The sequence below is a fragment of the Micromonospora fulviviridis genome (assembly GCF_014648395.1).
Lineage (GTDB): Bacteria > Actinomycetota > Actinomycetes > Mycobacteriales > Micromonosporaceae > Micromonospora > Micromonospora fulviviridis.
Genome location: NZ_BMRA01000010.1, coordinates 178,695 through 204,180, shown reverse-complemented (window position 1 = coordinate 204,180; position 25,486 = coordinate 178,695). Strand labels below are relative to the sequence as shown.

At 72.9% G+C, this 25,486-nt stretch carries 29 protein-coding genes; 18 read left to right on the top strand and 11 right to left on the bottom strand.

The window, feature by feature from the left end; genetic code table 11:
* Positions 1–387: 387 nt before the first annotated feature.
* Both IEY96_RS24980 and IEY96_RS24975 read left to right on the top strand, forming a co-directional pair.
* Complete coding sequence (locus IEY96_RS24980) at positions 388–1,563, top strand: low temperature requirement protein A (protein WP_189197255.1); 1,176 nt, start codon at positions 388–390, stop codon at positions 1,561–1,563.
* A gap of 215 nt (positions 1,564–1,778) precedes the next feature.
* Entirely contained in the window at positions 1,779–2,942 is a 1,164-nt protein-coding gene (locus IEY96_RS24975) for an FUSC family protein (protein ID WP_229791873.1), read from the top strand.
* A 30-nt stretch (positions 2,943–2,972) separates the two neighbouring features.
* Here IEY96_RS24975 and IEY96_RS24970 read toward each other — a convergent pair whose 3' ends face one another.
* Positions 2,973–3,620, bottom strand: coding sequence for a TetR/AcrR family transcriptional regulator (locus tag IEY96_RS24970; protein ID WP_189197254.1), 648 nt, complete (start codon positions 3,618–3,620; stop codon positions 2,973–2,975).
* Between the two features lie 132 nt (positions 3,621–3,752).
* Here IEY96_RS24970 and IEY96_RS24965 point away from each other — a divergent pair, with 132 nt between their 5' ends.
* From IEY96_RS24965 to IEY96_RS24935, 7 genes are all read left to right on the top strand, one after another.
* Complete coding sequence (locus IEY96_RS24965; RefSeq protein WP_189197253.1) at positions 3,753–4,886, top strand: VOC family protein; 1,134 nt, start codon at positions 3,753–3,755, stop codon at positions 4,884–4,886.
* The gene (locus IEY96_RS24960; RefSeq protein ID WP_189197252.1) at positions 4,883–5,821 is read left to right on the top strand and encodes a fumarylacetoacetate hydrolase family protein; all 939 of its coding nucleotides are present in this window, start codon (positions 4,883–4,885) and stop codon (positions 5,819–5,821) included. The genes IEY96_RS24965 and IEY96_RS24960 overlap by 4 nt, the downstream gene beginning before the upstream one ends.
* Positions 5,818–7,701 (top strand): acyl-CoA synthetase, encoded by a 1,884-nt coding sequence (locus tag IEY96_RS24955; protein ID WP_189197251.1) that lies wholly within the window; start codon positions 5,818–5,820, stop codon positions 7,699–7,701. The genes IEY96_RS24960 and IEY96_RS24955 overlap by 4 nt, the downstream gene beginning before the upstream one ends.
* Positions 7,698–8,054: a DoxX family protein gene (locus IEY96_RS24950; protein WP_189197250.1), complete on the top strand. Its 357-nt coding sequence runs from the start codon at positions 7,698–7,700 to the stop codon at positions 8,052–8,054. The genes IEY96_RS24955 and IEY96_RS24950 overlap by 4 nt, the downstream gene beginning before the upstream one ends.
* Positions 8,051–9,559: a bifunctional 3-(3-hydroxy-phenyl)propionate/3-hydroxycinnamic acid hydroxylase MhpA gene (gene mhpA / locus IEY96_RS24945; protein WP_189197249.1), complete on the top strand. Its 1,509-nt coding sequence runs from the start codon at positions 8,051–8,053 to the stop codon at positions 9,557–9,559. Before IEY96_RS24950 ends, mhpA begins: the two co-directional genes overlap by 4 nt.
* 145 nt (positions 9,560–9,704) lie before the next feature.
* The gene (locus IEY96_RS24940; RefSeq protein WP_189197248.1) at positions 9,705–9,983 is read left to right on the top strand and encodes a zinc finger domain-containing protein; all 279 of its coding nucleotides are present in this window, start codon (positions 9,705–9,707) and stop codon (positions 9,981–9,983) included.
* A gap of 315 nt (positions 9,984–10,298) precedes the next feature.
* Entirely contained in the window at positions 10,299–10,760 is a 462-nt protein-coding gene (locus tag IEY96_RS24935) for a nitroreductase/quinone reductase family protein (protein ID WP_189197247.1), read from the top strand.
* Positions 10,761–10,846: 86 nt separating this feature from the next.
* On the opposite strand, the gene IEY96_RS24930 is transcribed toward IEY96_RS24935, so the two are convergent.
* Entirely contained in the window at positions 10,847–11,248 is a 402-nt protein-coding gene (locus IEY96_RS24930; protein WP_189197246.1) for a hypothetical protein, read from the bottom strand.
* Positions 11,249–11,866: 618 nt separating this feature from the next.
* Here IEY96_RS24930 and IEY96_RS24925 point away from each other — a divergent pair.
* Together IEY96_RS24925 and IEY96_RS24920 are read left to right on the top strand one after the other, a co-directional pair.
* The gene (locus tag IEY96_RS24925) at positions 11,867–13,069 is read left to right on the top strand and encodes a D-alanyl-D-alanine carboxypeptidase family protein (protein ID WP_373293641.1); all 1,203 of its coding nucleotides are present in this window, start codon (positions 11,867–11,869) and stop codon (positions 13,067–13,069) included.
* A gap of 64 nt (positions 13,070–13,133) precedes the next feature.
* Positions 13,134–13,553, top strand: a complete 420-nt coding sequence (locus IEY96_RS24920; protein WP_189197245.1) for a PPOX class F420-dependent oxidoreductase — start codon at positions 13,134–13,136, stop codon at positions 13,551–13,553.
* Positions 13,554–13,598: 45 nt separating this feature from the next.
* On the opposite strand, the gene IEY96_RS24915 is transcribed toward IEY96_RS24920, so the two are convergent.
* Both IEY96_RS24915 and IEY96_RS24910 read right to left on the bottom strand, forming a co-directional pair.
* A complete protein-coding gene (locus tag IEY96_RS24915) occupies positions 13,599–14,057 on the bottom strand; it encodes a PPOX class F420-dependent oxidoreductase (protein ID WP_229791872.1) in 459 nt (152 codons plus the stop codon).
* Positions 14,054–14,647: a dihydrofolate reductase family protein gene (locus tag IEY96_RS24910; protein WP_189197244.1), complete on the bottom strand. Its 594-nt coding sequence runs from the start codon at positions 14,645–14,647 to the stop codon at positions 14,054–14,056. Before IEY96_RS24910 ends, IEY96_RS24915 begins: the two co-directional genes overlap by 4 nt.
* Positions 14,648–14,736: 89 nt before the next feature.
* Here IEY96_RS24910 and IEY96_RS24905 point away from each other — a divergent pair, with 89 nt between their 5' ends.
* Entirely contained in the window at positions 14,737–15,189 is a 453-nt protein-coding gene (locus IEY96_RS24905) for a winged helix-turn-helix transcriptional regulator (protein ID WP_189197243.1), read from the top strand.
* A 61-nt stretch (positions 15,190–15,250) separates the two neighbouring features.
* On the opposite strand, the gene IEY96_RS24900 is transcribed toward IEY96_RS24905, so the two are convergent.
* Positions 15,251–16,564 (bottom strand): M48 family metalloprotease, encoded by a 1,314-nt coding sequence (locus IEY96_RS24900; RefSeq protein WP_189197242.1) that lies wholly within the window; start codon positions 16,562–16,564, stop codon positions 15,251–15,253.
* A 160-nt stretch (positions 16,565–16,724) separates the two neighbouring features.
* On the opposite strand from IEY96_RS24900, the gene IEY96_RS24895 reads away from it, so the two are divergent.
* The gene (locus IEY96_RS24895; RefSeq protein ID WP_189197241.1) at positions 16,725–17,954 is read left to right on the top strand and encodes a PucR family transcriptional regulator; all 1,230 of its coding nucleotides are present in this window, start codon (positions 16,725–16,727) and stop codon (positions 17,952–17,954) included.
* A gap of 4 nt (positions 17,955–17,958) precedes the next feature.
* Here the strand turns inward: IEY96_RS24895 and IEY96_RS24890 are convergent, their stop codons facing one another.
* Together IEY96_RS24890 and IEY96_RS24885 are read right to left on the bottom strand one after the other, a co-directional pair.
* On the bottom strand, positions 17,959–18,189 hold the full coding sequence (locus IEY96_RS24890) for a cation:proton antiporter regulatory subunit (RefSeq protein ID WP_189197240.1): 231 nt from the start codon (positions 18,187–18,189) through the stop codon (positions 17,959–17,961).
* A gap of 54 nt (positions 18,190–18,243) precedes the next feature.
* Positions 18,244–18,468 carry a hypothetical protein gene (locus IEY96_RS24885; RefSeq protein ID WP_189197239.1) on the bottom strand — a complete coding sequence of 75 codons (225 nt, stop codon included), beginning with the start codon at positions 18,466–18,468 and terminating at the stop codon, positions 18,244–18,246.
* A gap of 527 nt (positions 18,469–18,995) precedes the next feature.
* Between IEY96_RS24885 and IEY96_RS24880 the strand changes: the two genes are divergently transcribed.
* Complete coding sequence (locus tag IEY96_RS24880; protein WP_189197238.1) at positions 18,996–19,811, top strand: rod shape-determining protein; 816 nt, start codon at positions 18,996–18,998, stop codon at positions 19,809–19,811.
* 32 nt (positions 19,812–19,843) lie between these two features.
* Positions 19,844–20,158: a TraR/DksA family transcriptional regulator gene (locus IEY96_RS24875; protein WP_189197237.1), complete on the top strand. Its 315-nt coding sequence runs from the start codon at positions 19,844–19,846 to the stop codon at positions 20,156–20,158.
* A gap of 16 nt (positions 20,159–20,174) precedes the next feature.
* Here IEY96_RS24875 and IEY96_RS24870 read toward each other — a convergent pair whose 3' ends face one another.
* Together IEY96_RS24870 and IEY96_RS24865 are read right to left on the bottom strand one after the other, a co-directional pair.
* Entirely contained in the window at positions 20,175–21,350 is a 1,176-nt protein-coding gene (locus tag IEY96_RS24870; RefSeq protein WP_189197236.1) for a hypothetical protein, read from the bottom strand.
* On the bottom strand, positions 21,347–21,871 hold the full coding sequence (locus IEY96_RS24865; protein WP_189197235.1) for a SigE family RNA polymerase sigma factor: 525 nt from the start codon (positions 21,869–21,871) through the stop codon (positions 21,347–21,349). The genes IEY96_RS24870 and IEY96_RS24865 overlap by 4 nt, the downstream gene beginning before the upstream one ends.
* A gap of 215 nt (positions 21,872–22,086) precedes the next feature.
* On the opposite strand from IEY96_RS24865, the gene IEY96_RS24860 reads away from it, so the two are divergent.
* Positions 22,087–22,644 (top strand): alpha/beta hydrolase, encoded by a 558-nt coding sequence (locus IEY96_RS24860; protein ID WP_189197234.1) that lies wholly within the window; start codon positions 22,087–22,089, stop codon positions 22,642–22,644.
* A 15-nt stretch (positions 22,645–22,659) separates the two neighbouring features.
* On the opposite strand, the gene IEY96_RS24855 is transcribed toward IEY96_RS24860, so the two are convergent.
* Positions 22,660–22,839, bottom strand: coding sequence for a hypothetical protein (locus tag IEY96_RS24855; RefSeq protein ID WP_189197233.1), 180 nt, complete (start codon positions 22,837–22,839; stop codon positions 22,660–22,662).
* Positions 22,840–22,983: 144 nt separating this feature from the next.
* Here IEY96_RS24855 and IEY96_RS24850 point away from each other — a divergent pair, with 144 nt between their 5' ends.
* Both IEY96_RS24850 and IEY96_RS24845 read left to right on the top strand, forming a co-directional pair.
* A complete protein-coding gene (locus IEY96_RS24850) occupies positions 22,984–23,796 on the top strand; it encodes an arsenate reductase/protein-tyrosine-phosphatase family protein (RefSeq protein WP_189197232.1) in 813 nt (270 codons plus the stop codon).
* Complete coding sequence (locus IEY96_RS24845) at positions 23,753–24,160, top strand: VOC family protein (protein ID WP_189197231.1); 408 nt, start codon at positions 23,753–23,755, stop codon at positions 24,158–24,160. Before IEY96_RS24850 ends, IEY96_RS24845 begins: the two co-directional genes overlap by 44 nt.
* An 83-nt stretch (positions 24,161–24,243) precedes the next feature.
* On the opposite strand, the gene IEY96_RS24840 is transcribed toward IEY96_RS24845, so the two are convergent.
* Positions 24,244–25,485, bottom strand: a complete 1,242-nt coding sequence (locus IEY96_RS24840) for an MFS transporter (protein ID WP_229791871.1) — start codon at positions 25,483–25,485, stop codon at positions 24,244–24,246.
* Position 25,486: the final 1 nt, after the last annotated feature.

The window sequence follows — 25,486 nt, the reverse complement described above, 5'->3', positions numbered from 1 at the left end:
CTCGGGATCTCCGGACCACCGCCGCTCACACCGCACGTCGACGGGTGTTGTTAGCGATAACAGCCGGTCGCAACTCCCGACCGGAGGGAACACCCCCATGACCGTCGACGGCACGGCCCCACCGGCCACCGACGTGGCCGACGTCCGGGTTGGCCATCGCCGCTGCCGTGACCTGCTGCGAGCGTCGGCGCCGCCGCGCTGAACGCCACCGAGGCGGCCCCGGCGTCGGTGGAATCCGGGGCCAACGGCCGACGGGGGCGTCGTGACCGGCAGGTTTATCGCGTTCCGCCCCGGATACTCCGCCTCGTGTTCCTGGCTCGAGGTGTGGGATTGCCGAGGCAGGCGAACGCCGTGCGTGCCCGCGGCGGCGATCCGGACTGATGACGGATGGATGAGCCGGACCGCGCGCGGCGCGTACGGGAAGAGACCACCTGGCACCGGGCGACGATCCTGGAGCTGTTCTTCGATCTCGTCTTCGTGTTCGCGCTGAATCGCATCAGCCTGCGGCTCCTGGACGACTTTCACGCCGGGGGCCTCGGGTTCGGCGAGTTCGCCGAGACCCTGCTGCTGTTCCTGGGGCTCTGGTTCATGTGGCAGACGACTGCCGCGCTGACCAGCCGGGTGCATCCGGATTCGCCGCCGGGTCAGTTCATCGTGTTCTCCTCGATGGCCGGTGCCACCGTGATGGCCGTTTCGGTCCCGCAGGGGTTCGAGGGACGAGCTCTGCTCTTCGCCGGCGCCTGGGTCGCGGTCCGGACCAGCCGCGTGCTGCTCTACCTCTCGGTCAAACGGGTCAGGACCGGCGGCTCGGCGCTACCGGGCCTCCTGTCGCTCGCCGGGAGCAGCATTCCGTGGCTCGCCGGGGCGCTGGTGCACAGCCCGCTCCTGCGGGGCGGGCTCTGGACACTTGCGCTGGCCATCGAGTTCCCCGGGTTCGTGGTGGGCTTCAGTCAATGGGCCGGCAGACAGGTCGCGGGCAAGCACCTGGCCGAGCGATTGCAGCAGATCTTTCTGATCAGCCTGGGTGAGGCCGTCTTCGTGTCCGGCCGGGCGTTCTCCGACAGCGACCTCACCTTCTTCCACGGGGTGGGGTTCGCGCTGGCCTTCGTCGGCATCGTGCAGCTGTGGCGCATCTACTTCTACCGCGCCGGCCTGATCCTGCCGCTGGCCATCGCCGCCGCCCGGGATCCGACCCGGCAGTCCGTGGCGGCCGCCCTGAGTCATCTGGTCATGGTCTCCGGCGTCGTCCTCGCCGGCGTCGGCTTCGAGCTGTACATCGACGGTCCCACCGGGCGACCGGAACCGAACTGGCTCGTGGCGATCCTCGGCGGTCCGGCACTCTTCCTGCTCGGGCGGGCTCCCTTCGAGCTGCAGGTCTTCGGCCGGATCTCCCTGTCACGGCTGATCGGGCTCCTCGCCCTCGGCCTGCTGGTCCCGGCCGTGTGGCATGCTGCTCCGCTGGTCGCGGGTGCCGGCGCCACCGCGGTGCTGTGCGGGATCGCTGTCGCGGACGCGCGGCGTGCCCGGAGGCGAGAGCCCGAGCCACCGGCCCCGCTGATGTGAGTGCCGCCTCTCCGGTCACCCGCGGCATCTCTGGTTCGCTGCGTGCCGATCGTGTTCGGCACCCTCGTGCCGGGCGGGCCCGAGCTTCGCTGGCACGTACCTCACCGCCGCCGCACTCGTCCTGACCGGTGTGGCGTGGCCGCGTCGGACGATCGCTCTGGGCAGCGACAGGAGGGGTCGGAGGTTTGTGAGGGGCGGGTCGGGTAACCCGCGCCATGGCCGCTGACCGGCGAGACCTGACTCGTCCCGGCGCCGCGACCGAGCATGCCAAGGCCTTGGCGGCGCGGGCCCGGCGCCGCGGTGGCGAGGCAGGCCGGCTGAGGCTGCGGCTGTTCACGATCATCCTGCTCGTCGCCGCTCAATGTGGGCTTGCCGCGACGTTGTCCTGGGGGCTGGCGCACGACGTCCTGGGGCGCCCCGCGCCGATCTTCGCGCCCAGCGCGGCCGTCGGCACGATCGTCGCCGCGCTCGGGCAGCGCGCCCTACGCACCGCCGAGATGATGCTGGGCGTGGGGCTGGGCCTGCTCGTCAGTGATCTTCTGATCCGCTCCATCGGGTTCGGGCCCTGGCAGATCGGCCTGGTGGTCATGCTGTCCATCGCCGTCGCCCTGTTGATGACCGGGCGCAGCGGTGCGCTGGTCGCTCAGGCGGGCAGTACCGCTGTGCTGATCGCCACGTTCTCCCACGTAGAGCAGGGACTCGAATGGCAGCGCATCGTCGACGCGGGAGTGGGCGGTGCCGTCGGGCTGGTGGTGGTGGCGTTGCTGCTACCGATCAACCCGATGCGCATTCTTGAGCGGGCTGTCGCACCGGTCGCCGCTACCCTCCACACGCAACTCCGGGAGGTTGCACACGCACTCGCCCAGCGTGACCCGGAACGCGCGGTGCGGGCGCTGGACCGGTTCGGCGGGATGGAGCCCGACGTCACCCGGATGCACGAGGCCCTGGCCGGCGCCGAGGAGGTGACGACCATCGCGCCGGCGCGGTGGAAGCGCCGGACCGATGTCGAGCACTACCGGCACGGCATCCAGCACATCGATCGAATGACCCTCGGGTGCCAGGCCCTGGCCCGCTGGGCCGCGACCACGCTCCAATACGGCGAGCCGGTGCCGGAGGAACTACCCGCCGCCGTGGAGAGGCTCGCCGCGGCGATCCAGCTGCTGCCGCGAGAGGCACGAACGGGTGGGCCGTTCGACAAGACCCGCGCTGCGGTACTGGACTGCGCCCGCCTGGCCGGTCAGGGGTACCAGAGGGGCGCCAAGCCGTTCGCGGACGCCCTGGTGATCCAGCTTCGCACGCTGGCGAGCGACCTGCTGCGGTCGACCGGGTACGAGCCGGCGACGGCCAACCAGATGGTGCGCGAGGCGGCCACGTCCTAGGAGCAAGCTGCACGGGCGGACGAACATCGCCTACGGGCGACGGCCATCCAGGTCGGGCAACGGGCGCTGGCAGATCTCGTGGGCCTCGTCGGCCGCGAGGCCGAGCATGCGCAGCACGTCCTCCGTGACCTGGTCCGTGGCGGCGGCGTCGTCACGTTCGGGGTGGTCGTGCAGCAGTTGCCCGAGGCACAGTGCGGCGCCGGCGACGATCACCGTCGCCAGCTCGGGGTCGCGCACGCTGAACCGGCCCGCGCGGACGGCGTCCTCGATGTCGCGCCGGGCCCGCGGTGCGAGTCCCTTGTCCGAACCCGCCAGGGCCAGGCCGTTGTTGAGCAGGACCTTGCTCAGCTCGGGACTGCGGCGGTGGAGGCGTCCGGTCAGCCGGAAGCTCTGCGCGAAGACCTGTGCCGGGTCGTCCAGCCCCACGGTCAGCTCGTCGAGCAGCGCGCCGTGGCGCTCGAGGGCGTCCTCGACGGCGGCGCGGAAGAGCTGCTCCCGGCTGTCGAAGTGGTTGTAGAACGACCCCATCCCCACGTCCGCGGCCTGGGTGAGCTCCAGGATCGGGACGTTGAGCTTGCCGGCGGCCAGGAATGCCTGGGCCGCGCGCACGAGCGCGAGACGGGTATGCGCTTTGCGCCGTTCCAGGCGGTTCGGGGCGTGCCCTGTCTGCTGCGCCATGCCTGCTCACCTCTCCGGTCTCCGGCCCACCTTACCGCGACCAGCATCAGACATGACGGAATCGTCACCCGCTCTTGACTGACGCTAAACTCGTCAGTGACGATTTCGTCAGAAGCTTGAAAGGAGCCGGACATGATCGACCGGCAGGACCCGCACACGGGTCTGCACAGCGAGCAGGGTGGGCTGCCGGGCGAGCACCCGGGGCGTGCCCGCAACCCGATCGTCAAGGTGCACGACCTGGCCTGGCTGGAGTTCCAGAAGCCCGATCTGGAGCGGGCCCAGCTGTTCGCTCAGGCCTTCGGCTTCACGACGTCGCTGCGCACCCGGGATGAGCTGCACCTGCGGGGCACCGATCCGGGCTCGCCCTGCGTGCTCATCCGCCGGGGGCCCCGTTCGCGGTTCGTCGGCCCCGCCTTCAGGGCCGCCGAGCCGAACGACGTGCTGCGCCTCGCGGAGGCGACCGGGCGGACGATCACCGGTCTGCCGGAGAGCCTCGGCGGGGTGACGGTGGATCTGGCCGACCCGAGCGGGGCGCAGGTCCGCGTGGTCGCGGACACACACGAGCTTCCCGCACTGCCCACACAGCAGCCCCTGACGCTCAACGTCGGGCCGGACGTGGCGCGGGTGAACGCCACCCAGCGGCCGCCGCGCGAGCCGGCCAGGGTGCAGCGACTCGGTCACCTCGTGCTGCAGACCACCAGATACCTCGAAACGCTCAACTGGTACCTCGAACACCTGGGCCTGATCGTCAGCGACTTCCTCTACCACCAGGCACAGCGCGAGCGCGGTCCGGTCATGAGCTTCATCCGCTGCGACCGCGGCAGCACGCCCACCGACCACCACACGCTCGCGATGACCCTCGGCCCGGCCAACCGGTACGTGCACTCGGCCTACCAGGTCCCGGACCTCGACTGCCTGGCCGCCGGAGGGGAGCACCTCCTCGACCGGGGCTATCGACGGTCCTGGGGAATCGGCCGGCACATCCAGGGCAGCCAGATCTTCGACTACTGGCGCGACCCGGACGGCTTCCTGGTGGAGCACTTCACCGACGGCGACCTGTTCGACTGCTCGCTCGAGCCGGGCTGGGCGCCGATGGCCGCCTCCGCGCTCGCCCAGTGGGGTCCGCCGGCCACCAAGGACTTTCTCGGCATGAGACCCGGCCGGGAAGCACTTCGCGAGCTGCGCGCGGTCATCGGCGCGCTGCGCGAGGACAACGAATTCGACCTCCACCGCCTCCGCGGCCTGATGAAAGCGTTCACCTCATGAGCACCTCTGTCCTGCGCACCGCCGACGCCTGGTGGGTGCTCACCCCCACCGGCGCCGCCAGGGTGCACACCAGCGCCACCACCACCGCCGAACTGCTGGCCGACCGGCCGGCGATCGCCGTGGCCGCGACGAGCGGCGAGACGGTACCGGTCGACGACCTCGCCCTGGTCTCCCCGGTGACGGCGCCCTGCCGCGTCGTCGCCCAGATGACGAACTTCGCCTCGCACGTCAAGGACAGCGGCGGAGATCCCGCAACCACCCCCTTGACCTTCTTCCGCAAGACCTCGGGCTCGATCAGTGGGCCGTTCGCCGACGTGGTCCGCCCCGCCCATGTGCGTCTGCTCGACTACGAGGTGGAGATCGGCCTGGTCTTCGGCCGCGAGATGCCGGTCGGCACGACCGTCACCGATGACAACCTCGCGGAGTACGTCGCTGGCCTGGTGGTCACCAACGACATCTCGGCACGCGACGTGCAGCTGCCCAAGACCCAGTTCTACGAGGGCAAGTCCTACCCGACCTTCACCCCGGTCGGCCCCGCGCTGGTGCTGCTCGACGCCGACGAACTCAAGCGGTTCGCCGACCTCCGGCTGAAGCTGTGGGTCAACGGCGAGCTCCGGCAGGACATGACCGTCGCCGACATGATCTACCGCCCGGCCCGGGCGCTGCGGGCGCTGACCCGCTTCCAGCGGCTCGACCCGGGTGACCTGCTGCTGACCGGCACGCCTGTCGGAACCGCCCTGAGCGCGCCGCCGAAGCCGGTCATGTTCCTCGTGTCGCTGCTGCCGCCCGCGGTGAAGTGGAAGATGTTCTTCAAGGGTCAGGCCCGCAACCCCAGGTATCTCAAGGACGGCGATGTCGTCGAGGCCGCCATCGCCACCGACGACGGCGCGATCGATCTGGGCCGGCAGCGCACGGTCGTGAGGTACGCCGAATGACCGGCCCCCTGCTGTGGCCGGACTACGCCACGCCCGCCGACCTGGCCGCTGTCGAGGCCGTGCCGCTGGCGGCGCGGGGCCTGCCCGAGTCGACGTACGCGCTGCTCGCGCGGGCGGCGACGCGCTGGCCGGACCGGACGGCGATCAGTGTGCTGCGGGACGCCGCCCACTGGCGTGAGCCGCTGGGCCGTACCTTCGCCGAACTCCTGGCCGACGTCCACCGGTGCGCGAACCTGTTCCACGAGCTCGGGGTGCGGCGGGATGACGCGGTCGCCCTGATGGCACCCAACTGCGCCGAGCTGATCACCGCCACGCTGGCCGCGCAGCTCGCCGGAATCGCGGCGCCCCTGGGCGGCGGCCTGTCGCGGGAACACCTCGCCGAACTCCTCCGGCGCTCCGGCGCCCGCGTGCTGGTCACGGCCGGGCCCGACCTCGCGCCGGAGACGTGGCACACCGCGCGGTCGTTGGCCCGTGACGGACTGCTCGACGCGATCGTCGTGCTCCGGCCCACCGGCGCGGCGGGCGCCCCGGAGCCGCTGCCCGCCATCGACGGCGTACGTGCCGGCTACCTCGGTGAACTCGCCGCGGCCATGGATTCCTCCGCCTTCCACGGTGACCTGCCCCGGTCAGCCGACCTGGCCGCGATGTTCCACACCGGCGGCACGACCGGCGCCCCGAAACTCGCCGCGCACACCCACGCCAACGAGGTCACCGACGCGTGGATGCTGGCCGCCAGCGCGCTGTTCGACCGGGAGACCGTGGTCTTCGCGGCTCTTCCGCTGTTCCACGTGAACGCGCTCGTGGTCACCCTGCTCGCGCCCCTGTTCAAGGGGCAGGCGGTGGTGTGGGCGGGTCCACTCGGCTACCGCGACCCGGCACTGTACGGCGCGTTCTGGAAGCTCGTCGAGCACTACCGGATCGGCGCCATGAGTGCCGTGCCCACCGTGTACGCGACGCTGGCGCGGTGCCCGGTCGACGCCGACATCAGCAGCCTGCGGTATCCGATGGTGGGCGCCTCGCCGCTGCCCGCCGCGGTCCGGGACGGCTTCCAGGCCCACACCGGTGCAGCCCTCATCGAAGGTTACGGGCTCACCGAGGCCACCTGCGCCAGCGCGCGCGGCTTCGCCGATGCGCCGCGGCCGGGCTCGGTCGGCCAGCGCCTGCCCTATCAGCGGGTTCGGGTGGTCGCCGTGGACGGAACCTGGGAGGACGTGCCCGTGGGCGAGACCGGCGTGCTGGCGATCAGCGGTCCGACGGTCTTCCCCGGCTACGTCGTCGACCGGAACGACGACGGCCCGGTCCTGGATGGGCTTGGCAAGCTGGTCGACGGCTGGCTGGACACCGGTGACCTCGCCCGCATCGACGACGACGGCTTCATCTACCTCACGGGCCGGGCCAAGGACCTCATCATCCGCGGCGGGCACAACATCGATCCCGCCGTCGTCGAGGACGCGCTGCTGTCCCACCCGCAGGTCATGGCCGCCAGCGCGGTCGGGCGCCCCGACGCCCACGCCGGCGAGGTACCCGTCGGCTACGTCACCCTTCTGCCCGGCGCCACCGTCACGGAGACGGAGCTGCGCGACTGGGCGAGCGATCGGGTGCCCGACCGCACCGCGGCGCCCAGGACCGTGACCGTCCTCGACGAACTGCCCGTCACCGCGGTGGGCAAGCTCTACAAGCTCGCCCTCCGGACGGACGCGGTCCGCGAGGAACTCCGTGCCGCGCTCGACCAGATCGCCGGAGTACAGGACATCCAGGCCTCGATCGAGAGCAGCTCCGTCGTGGCCACGGTGAAGATTCATCCCTCTGTCCAGGAGGCGGCCGTCAGGGCGATCCTGGGCCGTTACGCCATCGAATGGCGATTGGTGGTTGTGTCATGACGCTCGCTGCCGGCATCCTGGCGGTACTGCTCGCCCTGATCTTCCTCGCCCTCGGCACGGCCAAGATCCTGGCCGTGCAACCCATGCGCGAGCTGGCCGCCGAGGCCGGTTTCTCCGTCGCCGCGTACCGCCGCATCGGCCTGCTCGAGGCGGCCGGAGCGATCGGGCTGCTCATCGGCCTGATCGTGCCGTTGATCGGCACCCTGGCCGGCGCCGGGTTGCTGCTCCTGCTCGGCGGGGCCGTCGTCGTCCACCTGCGCAAGGGTGACGGCCCGCGCAGGTACGCCCCGGCGGTCGTCTGCGGACTCCTCGTCGCCGCCTACCTCACCCTCCACCTCGTGGCGGCCCGATGAGGACGGCTCCCGTGGTCATCGTCGGCGCGGGCCCCACCGGGCTCACGGCCGCGACGCTGCTCGCCCAGTACGGCGTCGAGTGCCTGGTCCTCGACCGCTGGGAGTCGATCTACCCGCAGCCCCGGGCCGTCGCCCTGGACGACGAGGTCCACCGCATCCTGGCGCGGCTCGGGCTGCGCGACGAGTTCGCCGCGATCTCCCGGCCGCACCTGGGTCTGCGCCTGCTCGACCGGAACATGCGGGTGCTGGCCGAGTTCCGGCGCGACGTCGCGCAGGGCCGGCACGGCTACCCCCAGGGGAGCATGTTCGACCAACCGGAGCTGGAGACGATCCTCCGCCGAAATCTCGAGCGATACGGCGGCGTCACCCTTCGTGGCAACGCCGAGGTCACCGCGCTGACCCAGGACGCCGGCGGAGTCCGCGTCGACCTCACCGACACCGCCACGGGCGAGCACGAGTCGGTCCGGGCCGCGTACGTCCTGGGATGCGACGGCGCCAACAGCCTGACCAGGGCCTCGATCGGCGCCACCATGCAGGACCTGGGCTTCACGCAACGCTGGCTCGTCATCGACGTGGCCACCGAGGCCGACCTCGGGCAGTGGGAGGGCGTGCACCAGCTCTCCGATCCGGCCCGCGCCGGCACCTACATGCGAATCGGGAACACCCGCTACCGCTGGGAGTTCCAGCTGACGCCCGGCGAGACCCCCGACGACTACCGCGACATGGGCCGCCTGCATCCGTTGATCTCCCGGTGGACCGGGGACATCCCCGCCGTGGAGCTGGAGATCATCCGCGTCGCCGAGTACACCTTCCGCGCGCAGGTGGCCGACCGGTGGCGCGACCGGCGGATGTTCCTGCTCGGCGACGCCGCCCACCTCACCCCACCGTTCATCGGCCAGGGCATGTGTGCCGGGCTGCGCGACGCCATGAACCTGGCCTGGAAGCTCGCCGGCGTGCTCGACGGGGCCCTGGCCGAGACCGTGCTGGACACGTACGAGATCGAACGCAGGCAGCACGCCCGCGCGATGATCAAGCTGGCGAAGCTCATCGGTACGGCGATGACGGCCGGCGGCGAGTTGGGCAATGTCATCCGGCGCGCCGTGGCGCCGCGGCTGCACCTCGTGCCGGGCCTCACGGACCTGGCCACGGACAGCCGGACACCGCCGCTGCACCGCTCCGACCTCGTGGTGCGGCCGCGCCTGCGCCGCGGCCTCGCCGGCGGGCTGTGCCCGAACGCGATCATCGACGGCGACCGGCGTTTCGACGACCTGGCCGCCGGCCGGTTCGCGATCGTCACGTCCGTCGAGCCGTCCGCCGCACAACGTGCCGACATCGAACGGCGCGGGGTGGTTGTCGTCGTCGCCCGGCCGGGCAGCGAACTGCGCCGGTGGTTGGCGTCAGGCGCTGCTCGCGCCGCCGTCGTCCGCCCGGACGGCGCCGTTCTCCATGCCGGCCGCCGGCTGACCTGCCGGACGATCGACGCGATCCGCCCGCTCGGCGGGTGATCAGGGACCCGGACGCTCCGCGGTGCTGGTCAACGGCCCCGGCCCGGGGTTCGATGACCGGGCACCACCACCACTACCGGTGGGAGCGCCGCCCGGCTGGACCGGCCAACGGGTTTCGTTTCCGCACGACCGGGAAGCGGATGACATGGCCTCTGATCCAGGCGCATCGGCGAAGCGCACGCTGGGGCGGGCGCGAGAGACGGTTCAGAAGATCCACCAGGCCGCCGTCCGGCACCAGGACCCACACCTGCACCAGTTGGCCGACGACATCAGCGAGATCGCCCTGACGCTGGGGCATGACGCCGGCCCGGTCCAGGAGTGGCGTGTCTGCCCGGTGTGCGGCGCCGAGCCGGGATCGCACTGCATCCGCAAGCCGGGGCACGAGTTGGTGGACGGGATGCATCCGGAGCGGACCAGGCTGTAGCGCGAACACCTGCACGCCACGCATCGGTACCTGACCCACTGTGGTGCGACAGCGGTTCGCCGGGACGTTTCGAGCACACGGTCCGGCGCGAAGGGCTACCCCACCGGCCACCACCGCGACACTCCCGGCAGCCGCGTCGTCGCGATATGGTCAGGCGGCTGGGGTGGCCTTCGACAGGGCCCGATCGGGCCCCCGGACCGGCCCTCCGCACACCAGCCCGACCACCGGCGAGGAGATGCCGGGGAGGCCGGGCATCGCCCGCGACGGGGAGTCGGAATGCCTGGATGGCCGGTGTCGGACGGCGCGGCCCGGAAGATGTACGCCGGCGGCCGGGGCGATGCCACGGCGCGGCGGTTCGCGCGGTTCTGGGCGGCGGTGTTCCGCCTCGGTCTGGCACCGAAGCGGTGGGTGACGTTGGAGGTCCCGGGACGCCGCACCGGGCGGGTCACCGGTTTCCCGCTGGGCATGGCCGACCACGACGGCCACTGGTTCCTCGTGTCGATGCTCGGGGAGCAGTGCAACTGGGTCCGCAACGTCCGCGCGAACGGTGGCCGGGCGGTCATTCACCGGCGTCGCCGTACGCCCTGCCAGTTGATCGAGGTGCCGGCAACCGACCGCGCGCCGATCCTGCAGCGCTATGTGCGAAAGGCGCCGGGTGCTCGCCCGCACATCCCCGTGGACCCGACCGCACCCGTGAGCGAGTTCGAAGCCGTCGCCGCGCGCTACCCCGTCTTCCGGGTCGAGCGCCAGCCGACCCGCGACCGGCCGGGGGCGTGATCAGCGGGTTCTTCCCGCTGATCGACCCACGACCGGTCGACGGGCAGCTCCGGCGCGGCCGACGGCCGTAGCGGCGGCAGGGAGGCTCAGCCGCAGTTGCCCCAGCTGGACCGTCCCGCGCCCTGCCAGCTGGTGCCGTAGAGGACCTCACCGCGGTACATCACACACTTGTCGACGGCGGAGCGCTGGATCGCGGCGTAGTACTTGAAGCTTCCGGAGTCGTCGACCCAGGAACCGCCCTCCACCCGGATCCCGGCGGAGACCCCGGTGGTCGAGCCGACGGCGACCCGCTTGAGGGTGGCGACACAGTTGTACCCGCTCGCGCTGTTGTACATCAGGTAGACGTCGCCCACCTTCGTGCCGTCCGAGGCGTAGATCGACCGGTGGCCGTCACTGGCGTAGGCCCACGAGCCACCGAAGTCGTTGTTGCACGCCTGTGCCGCGGTGAACGGGTTCGTCGCTGCCTGCGCGGGCGATGCGATTGTCACCGCCGCAACGGTCGCGGGGAGAATTGCCATGGCCAGTCGTCGCGCTGATCCGCGCACACGTTCCTCCAGATGCTCCGGCGCGGAAACCGCGCACACGAGCCCTCATGATCCCACAGTGGACAGCGCGCAAGATCACCGACTCGACGGCGCACGCGTCCGCCGCGGGTGGCGCCCACGACGACCGCGCGCCGGCCTGGCGAAGCGGTCCTGGCCGTCGCCGGCGGGCTGCTCACCGGCCTGCTCGTCGTCATGTTGGACGGCCTGCGCTTCCTGTTCGACCCGTCCGGCCGAACGTAACCTCCGCGCCGGTCCGGCCGACATCCGAACCAAAAGCAATTCCGCTGATATCTGTTCGCGACCGTTTCGACGAAATGAGCGACAGACGGCTCCCGCATCCCGTCCTGGCCTCGCCGCGCGTTTCGCGACAGGCCGGAGGAAATCCCAACTGTGCCGATTCACCGTCAGGAGCGCCGTTCGTCGCATCGGTCGGAGCCTCGCGAAACGGCACAAGGCGATCGAAGGAGTGCCGCCCGGATCGAGGCCGGAATTCTCGCCCTTCACGGACCACTTTCGGTAACCGGGCCGTGCCCGCACGGTTGGCGATTACGGTGCATTGACGTGACCATCATTCGCCCTGTCGTGGTGGCGCTCAGCGCCTTCCTGGCCGCGCCCGCCGTAGTACCCGCGTCGCCGGCGCGGGCGGTCGCGCCGTACGTGCCGTGCCCGGCCGCGAAGCCGCCGGCGCCCCCGCCCGCCGCACCGTCGCCGCCACCGGTCGGATCCGCCGACCGCGCCGTCGGCGGTGAGTCGCTGGCGACGCCGGGACTGTCCATCCCGGCCGGTGCGCCGATGGCCCCGGCGGTGACCGCCACCTCGTGGGTCGTCGCCGACCTCAACAGCGGCATGGTCCTGGGTGGATGCGGCCCGCACGAGCACCGGACGCCGGCCAGCGTCCAGAAGATGCTGCTCGCCGCCGCCCTGATGCCCCACCTCGACCCGACCCAGGTGGTCGAGGTGACCCGGGCGGATCTGCAGGATCTCGACCCGGCCAGTTCGGTGATGGGGCTGGTGCCGGGCGGCCGTTACTCGATCGAGAGCCTGTGGCTGGGCCTTCTCCTCAGATCGGGGAACGACGCCGCCAACGTGCTGGCCCGCGTCGGCGGCGGCGCCGCCGGCCGGCAGGGCGGCGTGCAGGCGATGAACGACGAGGCACGCCGGCTGGGCGCCAACCAGACCCACGCGGCGACACCGTCCGGCCTGGACGGTCCCGGTCAGTACACCAGCGCGTACGACCTGGCGCTGATCGCGCGCGCCGCCTACGCCCGCGCGGACTTCCGGCGGTACATCGCCACCCGGGTGGCGGAGATACCGGCGGAGCCGGGACGGCCGGGCTTCGCCATCACCCACGACAACACGCTGCTGGACCACTACCCGGGGACGCTCGGCGGGAAGACAGGCTTCACCGACCTGGCCCGGCAGACGTACGTGGGGGTGGCCGAACGCGACGGGCGGCGGCTCGCCGTGACCCTGCTCGGCGCGGAGACCGCGCCGCTGGGCAGCCTGGGCGAGGCGGCGGCGCTGCTGAACTGGGGTTTCGCGCTCTCCCCCGACGCGTCGGTCGGTCGCCTGGTGGCCCCGGACGAGAAGAAGCACGACCGTCCCGTGGCCCAGGTCAGGGCCGGGCAGCACGGGCAGGCCACGACCGGGCGGTCGACGCCGTGGGCCTTCATCCTCGGCCCGGGGGCCGCCGGCGCCCTGGCCGTCCTGCTCCTGGCGGCCCCGTGGCGACGACGGGCGGCGCGCGCGGCGGCCAAACCGTAGCGGGCCCGATCGGCCCGGCGGTTGCGTACATTGCGGAGGTCACGCCGCCGCGAAGAGGAGAACCATGTCGAAACCGCCGCTGCCCGAAGCCGCGATCACCATGCTCCGGAAGGCGAACCCCGCCGTCATCGCCACGCTCCGACCCGATGGCCAGCCGGTCTCCGCGGCCACCTGGTATCTGTGGGAGGACGGCCGGATCATGGTGAACATGGACGAGGGCCGCCGCCGGCTGGACCACGTCCGCAACGACCCCCGGGTCACCCTCACGGTGCTGGACGAGCAGGGCTGGTACACCCACGTCACGATCGTCGGGCGCGTGGTCGAACTCCGCGACGACGAGGACCTGGCGGACATCGACCGGCTCTCCCAGCACTACGCGGGGAGGGCGTACCCGCGTCGGGACCGCCGGCGGGTCAGCGCTCTGATCGAGATCGACCGCTGGCACGGGTGGGGCGCGCTGAAGGACAACAGCCAGGTCGGCTGAGCCGGCTGTGCCTCAGGAGCCACCGGCACCCCGTGCCGCTGCCGGTCAGCCGACGCCCACCTGCTGCCGCTCCGGTTCGATGACCGCCACGACGCGCGCTTCCCCTCGCGGGTACGACTGGCCGGTGTACTTGGTGGCCAGCCGATCGACGATCGACCAGGCCGCGTCGCCGTCGAGCCACTCGACGACGCGGCCGCGGACGACGACGGGCTGGAACGGGTCGTCGGGTGGCGTCATGGACAGCGCGACCCGCGGATCGCGGCGCAGGTTGCGGGCCTTGCGCGTGCCCGGTCCGGTGAGGATCACGACGTGGTCGCCGTGCGTGCCGATCCAGACGGGGACGCAGTGGGGTGCGCCGTCGGGCAGGACGCTGGCGAGGTGGGCGATCGGGGTGCCGTCCAGCACGCGGCGCACATCGGGGTCGAGCATCGGGATCATCTCCTGGCGTGGGTTCGCGGTGGGCTGCTCGGCAAGGGACGCGGCGGTGCCGATGACGAAGGTCATCGTTCGACCTCGTAGTGGAGGTGGGTGACGCCGGGCGCCGCGACGGCGTCGACGAGGCGGAGACGCACGTGCCCGGGGAGGGCCTGGAAGAAGGGCCGGCCGCCGCCGAGCAGGACCGGCACCTGGTGGAGGACCACCGCGTCGACGAGCCCCGCCGCCAACGCCTCGGTCACGACGCCGCCGCCCATGAGGCCGACGTCCTTGTCGCCGGCGGCCCGGCGGGCCGCGGCGATCGCGTCCGCGATGCCGGTGGTGACGAGGGTCTGCCGCTCGGTCATCTCCGGTGCCGGCCGGTGGCTGAGGACGAACAACCGGGCCGCCGGATGGGGGCTGCCGCCGCCGAAACGGTCGGAGTCCTCGTACGTGTTGCGGCCGGCCACGATCGCGCCCACGCGCCCGGCGAGGGCGTCGAAGACCCGGGCGCTGGGTTCGCTCAGCCGGAAACCGTCGAACACCTGGCTGGGGGTGTCGCCGTCGAAGTACCAGTCGAAGAGCATCGTCCCGTCGCCGAGCCCACGCCCGGCGCCGGGCTCGCGGCCGGTGATGTAGCCGTCGACCGACACGGCGTGGGCGCTGAAGACCTTGCTCATGTCCGTGATCCCTCCTGGAGTTCCTTCAAGAGACCCTGACCATAGCAACCTCAGTTCCTTGAGGGAACCCCGATTGCTAGACTGGGTCCATGCAGCGCACGGACTTCAGCAGGATGGCGTGCTCGATCGCGCGCACGCTCGACGTCATCGGGGAGCCCTGGTCGCCGCTGATCCTGCGTGACGTGTGGGTCGGGCTCACCCGCTTCGAGCAGCTCCAGGGCGACCTCGGGATCTCGCGCAAGGTCCTGACCGAGCGACTGAACCACCTGGTCGACCAGGGCGTGCTCGAGCGCCGCCCCTACGACCAGCGACCGCGCTACGAGTACGTCCTGACCGAGAAGGGCGCCGAACTGGTCGACCTGCTCATGGTCATGACCCGCTGGGGAGACAGGTGGCTGGCCGGCGAGGCCGGCCCGCCCGTGCTCTACCGCCACCACGCGTGCGGCGAGGTCGCCGGTGTCGACCTGCGCTGCGACCACTGCGGCGAGCCGATGCACGCGAACGACGTCGACCCGCTGCCCGGCCCCGGTGCGGCCCGGTGACCGGGACGCGCGTGGCGGGCCGGCACGAACAACCGCCACCCGCCCCGGTGGCGCACGTTCGCTAGAAGCGGTCCCGGGTGCCGAGGAGGACGTGGTGGGCGAAGCGGTGCCACGGCGCGAGTTCGGCGTCGATCTCGGCCCAACGGGCATCGTCCACGTGGAGCACACCGTCGACGCGCGGGAGTGCCTCGATCAGCCGCATTCGCTGGTCCTCGCTGGGGTGGGTGCTCCACAGGTCGGTGGTTCGCCGGCTGAGCTGGCGGGCCAGCGGTAGGTGGCCGGCCAGGTGCTGCCGGGTTTCGGCTGCCGTCGGCTCGAGCTGCTCACTGCTCAGGCGGGGCGCGAGGTGCCACAGGTCCTGCCAGATCCGGCCGGCGAGCAGGACCGTCTCGGAGGACTGGAGGAAGGGTCCGGTGCCGGCCACCCGGCGGGCGATCAGGTCCGCGCGATACTCGGCACGGCGACTGTCGGGCATCGCGACGCTGTCGACGAGCAACTGCGCGGTGGCCCCGGCGACATTGACCAGAGCGAGGACTCCGTGCACGGCCATCCCGAGGAGGACGGTCGTCCCGCTTCGCTGCTCGGCCAGCGCGTTCGCGGCGTGCAGGGTGCGCCGCCAGGGGTTCCGCCCGCCCGTGGCGGCCACCGCCCGGGCACCGAACGCCCTCGCCGGCAACGTCCGCCGCACCCGGAGCGGATCGCCGTTGGCGAGGTGGCCCAGCTCGTGGGCCAGCAGCGAGACGCGGGCCGGTCGCGGCAGCATGAGCCACAGGGGAATCCCGATGACGAGCACCGACCGCTGGCGCAGGCCCAGTCGGGCGACCCCGGCGTTGATGCTCAGGTCCGCACAGATGACGTCGGGCACCGGGGTCCCGGCGGCGTCCGCGACCTCCCGCACCAGACGGTGCAACTGCGGGGCCTCGCGCTCGGCGATCACCCCGCTCCTCGGGACCCGCCCGAACGAGGGCTTGACGAGCAGCAGGACGAGCACGGCGGGAATCGCCAGCACCAGCCGGACCCCCGGCGGCAGGGCATCGGCCACGACCAGCCAGCCGAGGTAGCCCACCGCGGCCACCCCGATCAGGGTCAGCACCACGGACACCGCCACCAGCCAGACCTCACCCGGTGACGGCCCGGTCGGGCGTACCTCCGGGTCGGCGAGCAGCTCCTCATGCGTCGCCCGGTCGAGCTCCAGCCCACGCCGGAACCCCCACCGGCCGATCATCGTGGTGCCGCGCCACGGCGCCAGGGCCGGGTCGTACACGTCGAGGTTCCACCGGCAGGCAGGACACCAGGAGACCGCCGCGGCGTCGACCAGGACCAGGTCCTGGGCACACGCCGGGCATCTGCTCGGCATCGTCGTCTTCGTCGGCACGAGGCCGGAGTGTAGATCGCGATGCCCGGAATGGATGTCCCGTTCCGGCGCGGGACGCGGACCGCTTCGTCGACCCGCGAGCCCGTCGGCGCCGTGCCCGCCCCCATAGGCTGGACGAATCGGGCCGGTGTCCGATCCGGCGACGCCCAGGGAGACCGCGATGACCGAGAGCACCCGCCGACCGGCTGCGGCCGGGGCCCGCGGCGATGACGGGTGGCTGACCGAGGTGGCCCGCGGGGCCAGCGCCGACGCCGGCGGCGTGCCGGTGGAGTTGCTCGGCGACTACCTGCGGCTGTTGACGGACGCGGCGGTGACCGGCCGCCGGCCGCGCCGCGGCGAACTCGACGCGGTGGGGGCGCTCGGCCGACGCGCCGCCGAGCAGGGCGTGTCGGCGGGCCGGGCCGTCCGCCTGTACCTGTCCGCGGCACGGCGGCTCTGGCGGCACCTGCCGCACCTGGCCCGTTCCACCGACAGCGAGACGGTACGCGCGGCGGCGGACGCCGTGCTCCACGTGGTTGACGCCGCCGTGGCCACTCTCGCCGAGGGTTATGCGGCGGCCCGCCGGGAACTGGTTCGCCGGGAGGAGGCCCTGCGCCGGGAACTCGTCGACGACCTGCTGCGCGGGGACTCCGACCTCGGCGGGTTGGTGGAGCGGGCCGAGCCGTTCGGGCTGGATCTGGCCCGCGTGCACCAGGTCGCGCTGGCCTCGCCGGGTCATCGGCTGCCGGACACCGAGGCGGCGATCAGCGCCCTGGAGCGGGTCATCTTCGACCGGTTGGGCGATCGGGACGTGCTGGTGGCCACGAAGGAGGGCTTGCTCGTGGTGATCGCCCCGGCGGACACGGTGACGCCCGACCGGGGCGGGGGCGACGGCGGGCCGGTGGCCGATCTGGGGCGGCTGATGCACGGCGAGTTGGACCGTCTGGTGCGGGGCCGGCCATGGCAGGTGGCGGTGGGCCGCCCGCACCCGGGCCTGTACGGCATCGCCCGCTCCTACGAGGAGGCCCGCGAGGCGCTGACCACGGCGCGGCGACTGCACGCCGACACACCCGTGATCGACGCCCACGACCTGCTCATCTACCGGGTCCTGCTGCGGGATCAGGCGGCGATGGTGGACCTCGTGCAGGCCGTGCTGACGCCGCTGAGCCAGGCCCGGGGCGGCGCCGAGCCGCTGCTGGACACCCTGAACGAGTACTTCGCCTGCGGCGAGGTCGCCACCGACGCGGCCCGTCGCCTGCACGTGTCCGTCCGCACCGTCACCTACCGGCTGGACCGGATCCGGGCGCTGAGCGGCTACGACCCCGCCGATCCGCGGGACAGGTTCACCCTGCACGCCGCCGTACTCGGCGCGCGGGCCCTGGACTGGCCTCGCCGGCCGCTGCCGGCGTAGCGGCTCAGGCCGGGACGGCGACCAGTTCCGGGAAGCCGAGCAGGGCGGCCAACGCGCTGGCCTCGGTACGGGTGAGGGTGAAGCTGATCATGCGGTCGGGATCGTCGGGGTCATCGTGGACGACGTCCCGGCGGTCGCCCGCCTGGTACTCCACGATGCCGATCCGGCGGCCCTGTCCGGTGGTGAAGGTGTGTCGTACTCCGATGCCGGGCAGGGTCGTGCGTTCGATGTTCACGGGGAAAGCTCCTTGCGGGACGGCTGCCCAGGGCCGGCCGGGAGCGGGTCGGCGCTACGGCAACGCGGTGGACGGTCGAGCGGCTGTCCCGACCTCCGGCGGCGCCCGATCGGCCGACCAGGCGGGAACGCAGCCCGCGACGGCGCGGCTCAGGCGGACCACGATGCACACACCGAGCGCGCGGCCGGCACGAACCGCCGCGACGACAACCGCCAGCACGGCCAGCATCGACAGCGCGAGGGGCCGCCCTACGCCGACGGGGTGCTGCTGGTTCCGCATGCGGCCAACCATAGCGTCCGCCGAATCTCGCTCCGGGGGCCCGACGCAGGGACGCCCCCAGGGGGCCGGCCGCGGATCGCGGGCCGCCACGAGCGGTGACGGCAGCCGGACGGCACGCGATGGAGTTCTCCGGCGGCCGGCAATGAAGCGGGCTTTTATTGGCCGGTCGCGCGCAATGCCAACCCTCTGCTTCCGGGCGACGCTGGAGGTCCGACGCGGCACCCGAAACAGCGAGGAGGCGGTGATGATGACCCGCACGCCGGTGGCTACGCCGCCCGTGTCCGCCGGTTGTCCGCCGCTGTCCCGGCGTGGACCGGCCCGGATTCCAGGTCCGGCCGGCGGCGTTCCCCTCCGGGATCGGCCACGTCTCCCCGCCGCCGGCGGACTGCCGACGCCCTGTGCCCCCGGCGGGCTGACGCCGTCGAGCGCAGCGGCCTGACGGTCGCCCAGCACGACTCGGCCACCCGCCCACCGCATCCCGCCCCGTCCACCGGACGGCTGTGCATCGCTACGTAAAAGAGGTCGGTATGTCCGGCAACGTCACTTCCGTTCCCCCTCCGGCACGCACCGGGATGCTGGTCGGCCGGTCCCACACCACCCGCCCGGTGGTGGCCGTCCGTCCCGAGCCGATCGCCGTGGACCTCGGCAGCGCCCAGCTGCGGATCTGGCTGGGACCCGGCGGGGTGCTGAGCGTCCCGGTCGGCCAGGGCCTGCGGACACCGGTCGTGCGGCGCGGCCGGGTCGTCGACGGCCCGGCCTGCGCCACCGAGCTGAGGCGGCTACTGCGCGAGCACCGCACCCCGGTGCCGGTGGGGGCGCTCGTCGTGGCCTGCCGTCCGGTGCTCGCCACTCCGGCCGACCAGGAGGTGACACGCCGCGTGCTCAACGCCGTACTCGCGCCGTCCCGAATTCTCTTCGTCGACAGCGTCCGCGCGGGCGCCATCGGTGCCGGCGCCGCCGCCGGCACCCTGCTGCTCGCCGACATCGGCGCGCAGCTCACCGAGGTGGCCCTGCTGGAGGACGGCCGGGTGGTGGCGGCCCGGCGCGCCGAGGTGGGCACCCGCGACCTGAACCACGCGGTGACCGCCGCCATGCTCGCTGAGACCGCGACCAGGCTGATCCGCGAGCTGCGACAGGAGCCGGCGGTGCGGCCGCTGATCCGCGCCTCCCTGGCCCGCGGCGTGATCGTGGTCGGGGACGGAGCCACCCGGCCCGACCTGACCGCCCGGCTGGTCGCCACGTTGGGCGCGACCGTGCACCGCGCCGCGTCACCGCGCACCGCCGCGCTGACCGGCGCCGGCATGGCGGCCGTCGCGGCGACCCGACACCCCGCCAGCGACTGAACCCGACCTTCCACCAGAGAGGACCACCGACCATGACACACACCCTCGACGACCGCACCGAGACGCTGCGCGAACTGCTGGAACGCCAGTTCGGGGAGCACACCGACCAGCTCACAGAGCTGACGCTGCTCTCTCGGCAGCGTGACCACGGCGGCCACGACCCGGACACCCTCCGCCGGCTGATCGAGGTGGCCCAGCAGGGCATCGCCGACACCGCCCAGGCGCTGAGGCGCATGTCCGAGGGCAGCTACGGCGTCTGCGAGAGCTGCGGCCAGGACATCCCGTCGGCCCGGCTGGAGATCCTGCCCTCAGCTCGCTTCTGCGTACCGTGCCAGGAGCGTGGCTGACCGGGCGGCGGGTGCGTCAGCACCGCCACACCCGCGGACCGGCGTTCTCCGCGTCGCCGCCGGGCCGCGCGTGCCCAACGACCAGTCCGGTGTCGGACACGGCCACGGCCAGGTCCTCCTGCCCGCCGGGCATCCGCAGCTCGACCGCCGCGCCGTCACGCAGGAGGAGGCCGCCGGCGACCACCCAGCCGGCGGCGTTGACCGCGTCGCCGGGACCGTCCGCCGTCAGCGGAGTGAGCGCACCGGTCCGCAGGTCCCACAGGGCCGCGGACCTGGACGGCCACAGGCCGCCCGTCGCCCAGTCGCCCTGTGCCGCGTAGCCGGCGGCGGTCTGACCGGCCGGCGCCGTCAGCTTCCGGCCCCTGCCCTGCTGGTCCCAGGCGTACGCCGCGCTCGCGACGCCCTTCCGGTACATCGCGCCGACGACGGTCCCGTCGTCGGTGATGTCGAAGACGTTGGCGCCGTCCGGGAGGGGCAGCTTGACCGCTTCCGTCGAGCCCGCCCGCCAGAGCAGCACGATGCTGCCCTCGCCGCCGTGGTTGCCGCTCGGCTCCGCGTTGATGACGACGTCACCGGCCGCGTTGATCCCGGGCGTCGGGTACACGTGCCAGTTCCCCGGCGGGGTGCGCAGCCGGGTGTAGGCACCCTTCTGGTAGCGGAAGACGTACTCCTGCCGCCCGTCCTCCACGAGGCCGACCGCGACGCCGGCGGCGTTGACGGCGGTCACCTGGACGGATCTGCCGGGCACCGGCAGCGCCTGCGGCTTCCCGTCCGTCCACAGGACCGGCCGGAAGTCCTGCCCGACGACGTCGTTGCCGACCACGTACCGTCCGGTGGGGTCGACGCCCGCGGCCGTGACGTTCTTCATCCCGGCCGGGAGGGGCAGTTCGCTCGGCTGGCACGCTGCGGCCGGGGCCGTCGCGGTCCGGTCCGCGCCGGCCGGCTCCGGCGCTCCGGTCGCGCCCGGCGCGGGGCCGGCCGGGGCGGCGTCCGGCCGCGCGCCCGTTGTCGTCAGGATCGACGGCGCCGTGAGCAGCAGCGCTGTCGCCAGCGCCACGCCTCCGGCCCCCACAACCGAGCGGCGGCGAAAGGCGCGCCGGCGGCCGGCGCGCACCAACCCGTCGATCTCGATCCGGCTGGCCGGCACCTCGATGGCGCGCAGCCGGTTCCGCAGTTCCTGTTCGTCGTTCATGGCCGAGCCCTCTCCCCCTGTGCGATCACGACCGGACGCCCGGTGCCCAGCGCCACACGCAGCGCGGCGAGTCCCCGTGCGCACTGGCTCTTGACGTTGCCCGCCGAGCAGCCGAGAGCCTCCGCGGTCGCCTCGACCGAGAGGTCACCGAAGTAGCGCAGCACCACGACCGCGCGCTGGCCCCTGGGCAGCGACCGCAACGCCGCCAACAGCGTGTCCCGCTCCTCGATGCCCTGTTCCGCGGGGACGGGGAGATCGGGCAGCCGGTCCCCGAGCAGCACCTTCGACCACCCGCGTCGCCGCTCGTCGAGGTATCGGCGCACCAGGATCCGGTGCACGTAGCCGTCGAGGTTGTCGGCGCCGGCGGCCCGCGTCCAGTTGAGGTAGAGAGCGGTGAGCGTCGCCTGGACGATGTCGTCCGCCTGGAAGGCGTCGGCGCAGAGGAGGTACGCGGTGCGATGCAGCCGCGGTAACCGCGCTGTCACGTACTCGACGTACTCCCGTTCGAGGTCGGGCCGCATCCTGCTCCCTTGTTCCGCGGGCGTGGGCCGTGGTGCTCCGGTCGTCTCTATGTCGCCGGCCGCCGGCAGGAAGGTTGCACCGGGCGCGGATTCGGTTCGCGGACGGGTCCGACTCCGCAGGGCGCCCACGGGCCCCGGCCCGCGCCGCCGCGGCACACCGGCCGGCGCGTCGACGGGTAGGTTGCCGAGGGGGTTCCTGGCCACGGGGAGGTGCCATGTCGGCGCGCCGAGCGGTGCTGGTCATTCCGGGTAGCGGTGGCTGCTGCCATGTGCCCCACCAACTCTTCGCCGCGGACGCGGCGCGGATGCGCGGTGGCGACCTGCACCGCGTGTCGTGGCGGGAAGACGTGCCGGCTGAGCCGGCGGCACGCGGCCCGTGGGCCGTCGCACAGATCGCGGCGGCGCTGCGCGACCTGCCCGAGCCGCTGATCATCGCCAACTCGCTCGGCACGCTCGCCGCCGGTCTCGCCGCCGAACGACGGCTGCCGGCCATCTGGATCACGCCGCTGCTGCACCGCCCGGAGGTGGTCGACGGCCTCCGCCGGGCCGGCGCGCCGTGCCTGCTCATCGGTGGTACGGCGGACCCCAGCTGGCGCCCGGACCTGGCCCGCGAGTTGTCCCCGTACGTGTGCGAGGTGGCCGGCGCCGACCACGGGCTGCGCGTACCGGGTCCGCTGGCGAGGTCGGCCGCGGTGCTGGCCGAGACCGCCACGGCGGTGGAGGACTTCCTGGACGGAGTGCTCTGGCCCACCGCCGCGCCCGCCCGGGGCTGACACCGCCCGTTCCCGTCAGTCCGTCGGCGGCGCGATCAGGTAGCCGATACCGCAGCCGGTGAAGGAACCGCGGGCGATCCGGCGGGCGTGCTCGTCGGCCACCCCGAAGAGGTTGGCGGTCCAGACCAGACCCACGAAGCCGAGCAGCAGGGCGAATCCGATGAGGCCCAGCCCTCGCTGGATGTGCAGAGGCATGGCGCGGCTCCCGAAGGGGTGACGGGTCCGGTGGCGTGGGTGCCAGGGTAGGCGACCATCGGTGCCCCCAGGTGCGACGCCTGGCGGCCGTCAGCCCTTCCGATCGCACTATCGATCAAACAGATTTGATGTATCGTCCGAGTCATGAGTGCGTCCGGGCACGCCGCCCCCGCGTTCCTGCGGTTGGCCGCTCATCCGTTGCGCTGGCGGCTGCTGACCGAGCTCGCCGGCAGCGACCTGCGGGTCCGGGAGCTGGCCACGCTCACCGGCGAGCCGCCGAACCTGGTCTCCTACCACCTGCGGCTGCTGCGGGACGGCGGTCTGGTCGCCGCCACCCGGAGCAGCTTCGACGGCCGCGACAGCTACTACCACCTCGATCTGGACCGCTGCGCCGAAGGGCTCGCCGGCGTGGGCGCCGCCCTGCATCCGGCCCTGCGTCCGGGCAGCGGCACACCACCGCCGCCCGCCCGGCGGCCGCGCCGCCTCGCCGTGCTGTTCGTGTGCACGGGCAACAGCGGCCGCTCACCGATCGCGGAAGCCCTGCTCCGCCGGCACACGGCGGGACACGTCGAGGTGAGCAGCGCCGGGAGCCGGCCGGGCCCACGACTGCATCCCGGCGGCGTGCGGGTCCTCCGCGACCGGTACGGCATCGATGTCTCCGACCAGCGCCCGCGCCACCTGGACACCCTGAGCGGCCGCCGGTTCGACTACGTGATCACCCTGTGCGACCGGGCCCGCGAGGTCTGCCCGGAGTTCCCGCAGCACCCGCGCCGCATCCACTGGAGCATCCCCGACCCCGCGTCGGCCGGTGACAGCGAGCAGGCCGGCCATCGGGCCTTCACCCGCACCGCGGCCGACATCGACAACCGCATCCGCCATCTGCTACCCGTCCTCGAGCAAGGGGGTTCGCGCCATGACCGCAAGCCACGAGTACGCCAGCGTCCGCTACCTGGTTGACGACGTCGCGGCAGCCGTCGACTTCTACACCACCCACCTCGACTTCCGGTTGGGCGCCGACGCCGCACCCGCCTTCGCCGAGGTGGTCCGCGGCCCCCTGCGACTGCTGCTGTCCGGGCCGGCCAGCTCGGGCGCCCGGGCCACGCCCGAGGACGCCGCCGACCCTGGCCGCAACCGCATCCACCTCATCGTCGACGACCTGGCTGCCGAGATCGAGCGGCACCGGGCGGCGGGGCTGCCCTTCCGCAGCGAGGTCGTCGCCGGCCCGGGTGGGCAGCAGATCCTGCTGGCCGACCCCGCCGGCAACCTGATCGAGCTGTTCCAGCCGGCCGGTCAGGCGCGCGCCGGGACAGCCGTACCGTGACCGGCCGGTCGCCGGCGGAGGTCAGGTCGTCCGGGTCGGACAGGTCCCGCGTGGACACGAGCCGCTAGGCAGGAGCCCGTACCTCATGTGCCGGGCCGGGCGCCGGCCCCGCGCGGTTCGAGGCCCGGCGCCCCGGCGCCACCGGGATGGATGAGCGGAGACCGCGTTCGGGGCGAGCGGCGGGACAGCACGCATCCGGTCAGCGCGGCGGCGAGGCCGGCCAGCCCGGCCGCCGCGAAGCCGCCCGCCGGCACGGAGGCGTCGATCGCCAACCCGACGAGCGGGGATCCGAGCGCGAAACCCGCGCTCTGCGCCGAGGATTGCAGGCCGGTGGCCTCACCCCGCGCGCCGGCGGGCGCCAGCCGGCTCACCGCGTCGGCCACCGTGGACAGCGTCGGCGCGGTGAGAAGCCCGGCGCCGACGACGGCCGCGCACAACCAGGGCCAGTCGTGGGCGAGCCCGGCGGGAATCGTCACGAGCCCGAGCAGGCCGAGCAGCAACCACGTGGGCAGCGGCCGGGACAGCGCGCCGTAGATCAGCCCACCGGCGACGGAGGCGACGCCGAAGACGGCGACGACCACGGCGGCCCAGGACACCTGACCTGCTTCCCGAAGCGTGGCGACGATGGCGAGGTCCACGCCGCTGAGCAGCGTCGTGGTGCCGAACGCCATGGTCAGGGCGGCAACGATGCCGGCGCCCAGCCGCTCCCGGCGCGGGGGCCGTCCGCCCGCGCCGGCATCCGCCTCGCCCTCGGCACGCAGCGGCGGATTGAGCAGGGCGATCCCGGCTCCACCGGCCGCGATGGCGGCGCCGACCCCCCACGCCACCACCGAGGGGGACGTCATCGCCGCACCGAGGATCACCACCGCCGGGCCCACGATGTACGACAACTCGCCCTGCACCGCCTCCAGCGCGAACGCGGCCCGGCGGAGTCCCGCCGTCGTCATCGCGGCGATCGCCTGCCGGGTCACCGCCTGGGCCGGCACCATCAGCAGACCCGCCGCGAAGGCGGCGCCCAGCAGTACCGCGTACGGCAGGATCGGCACGCTCAGCCAGAACACGACCTGGAGGGCGACGGTGGCCAGCAGCACGATGCGCAGGCCCCGCCGGTCGATCATGCGGCCGAGCAGCGGCCCGCCCAGCGCCACCCCGGCGGTCAGAGCCGCCGCCACACCGCCCGCTGCCGCGTAACTCATGCCCAGGCCGAGCACGACATACATCGTCAGCGCCATCACGTCGGCGGTGATCGCGGCGCGGGCGAGCAGCGAAACGCCCAGCAGCGCCGCCATTCCGGGCAGGGCGAGCACTTCTCGGTATCTCGTCACC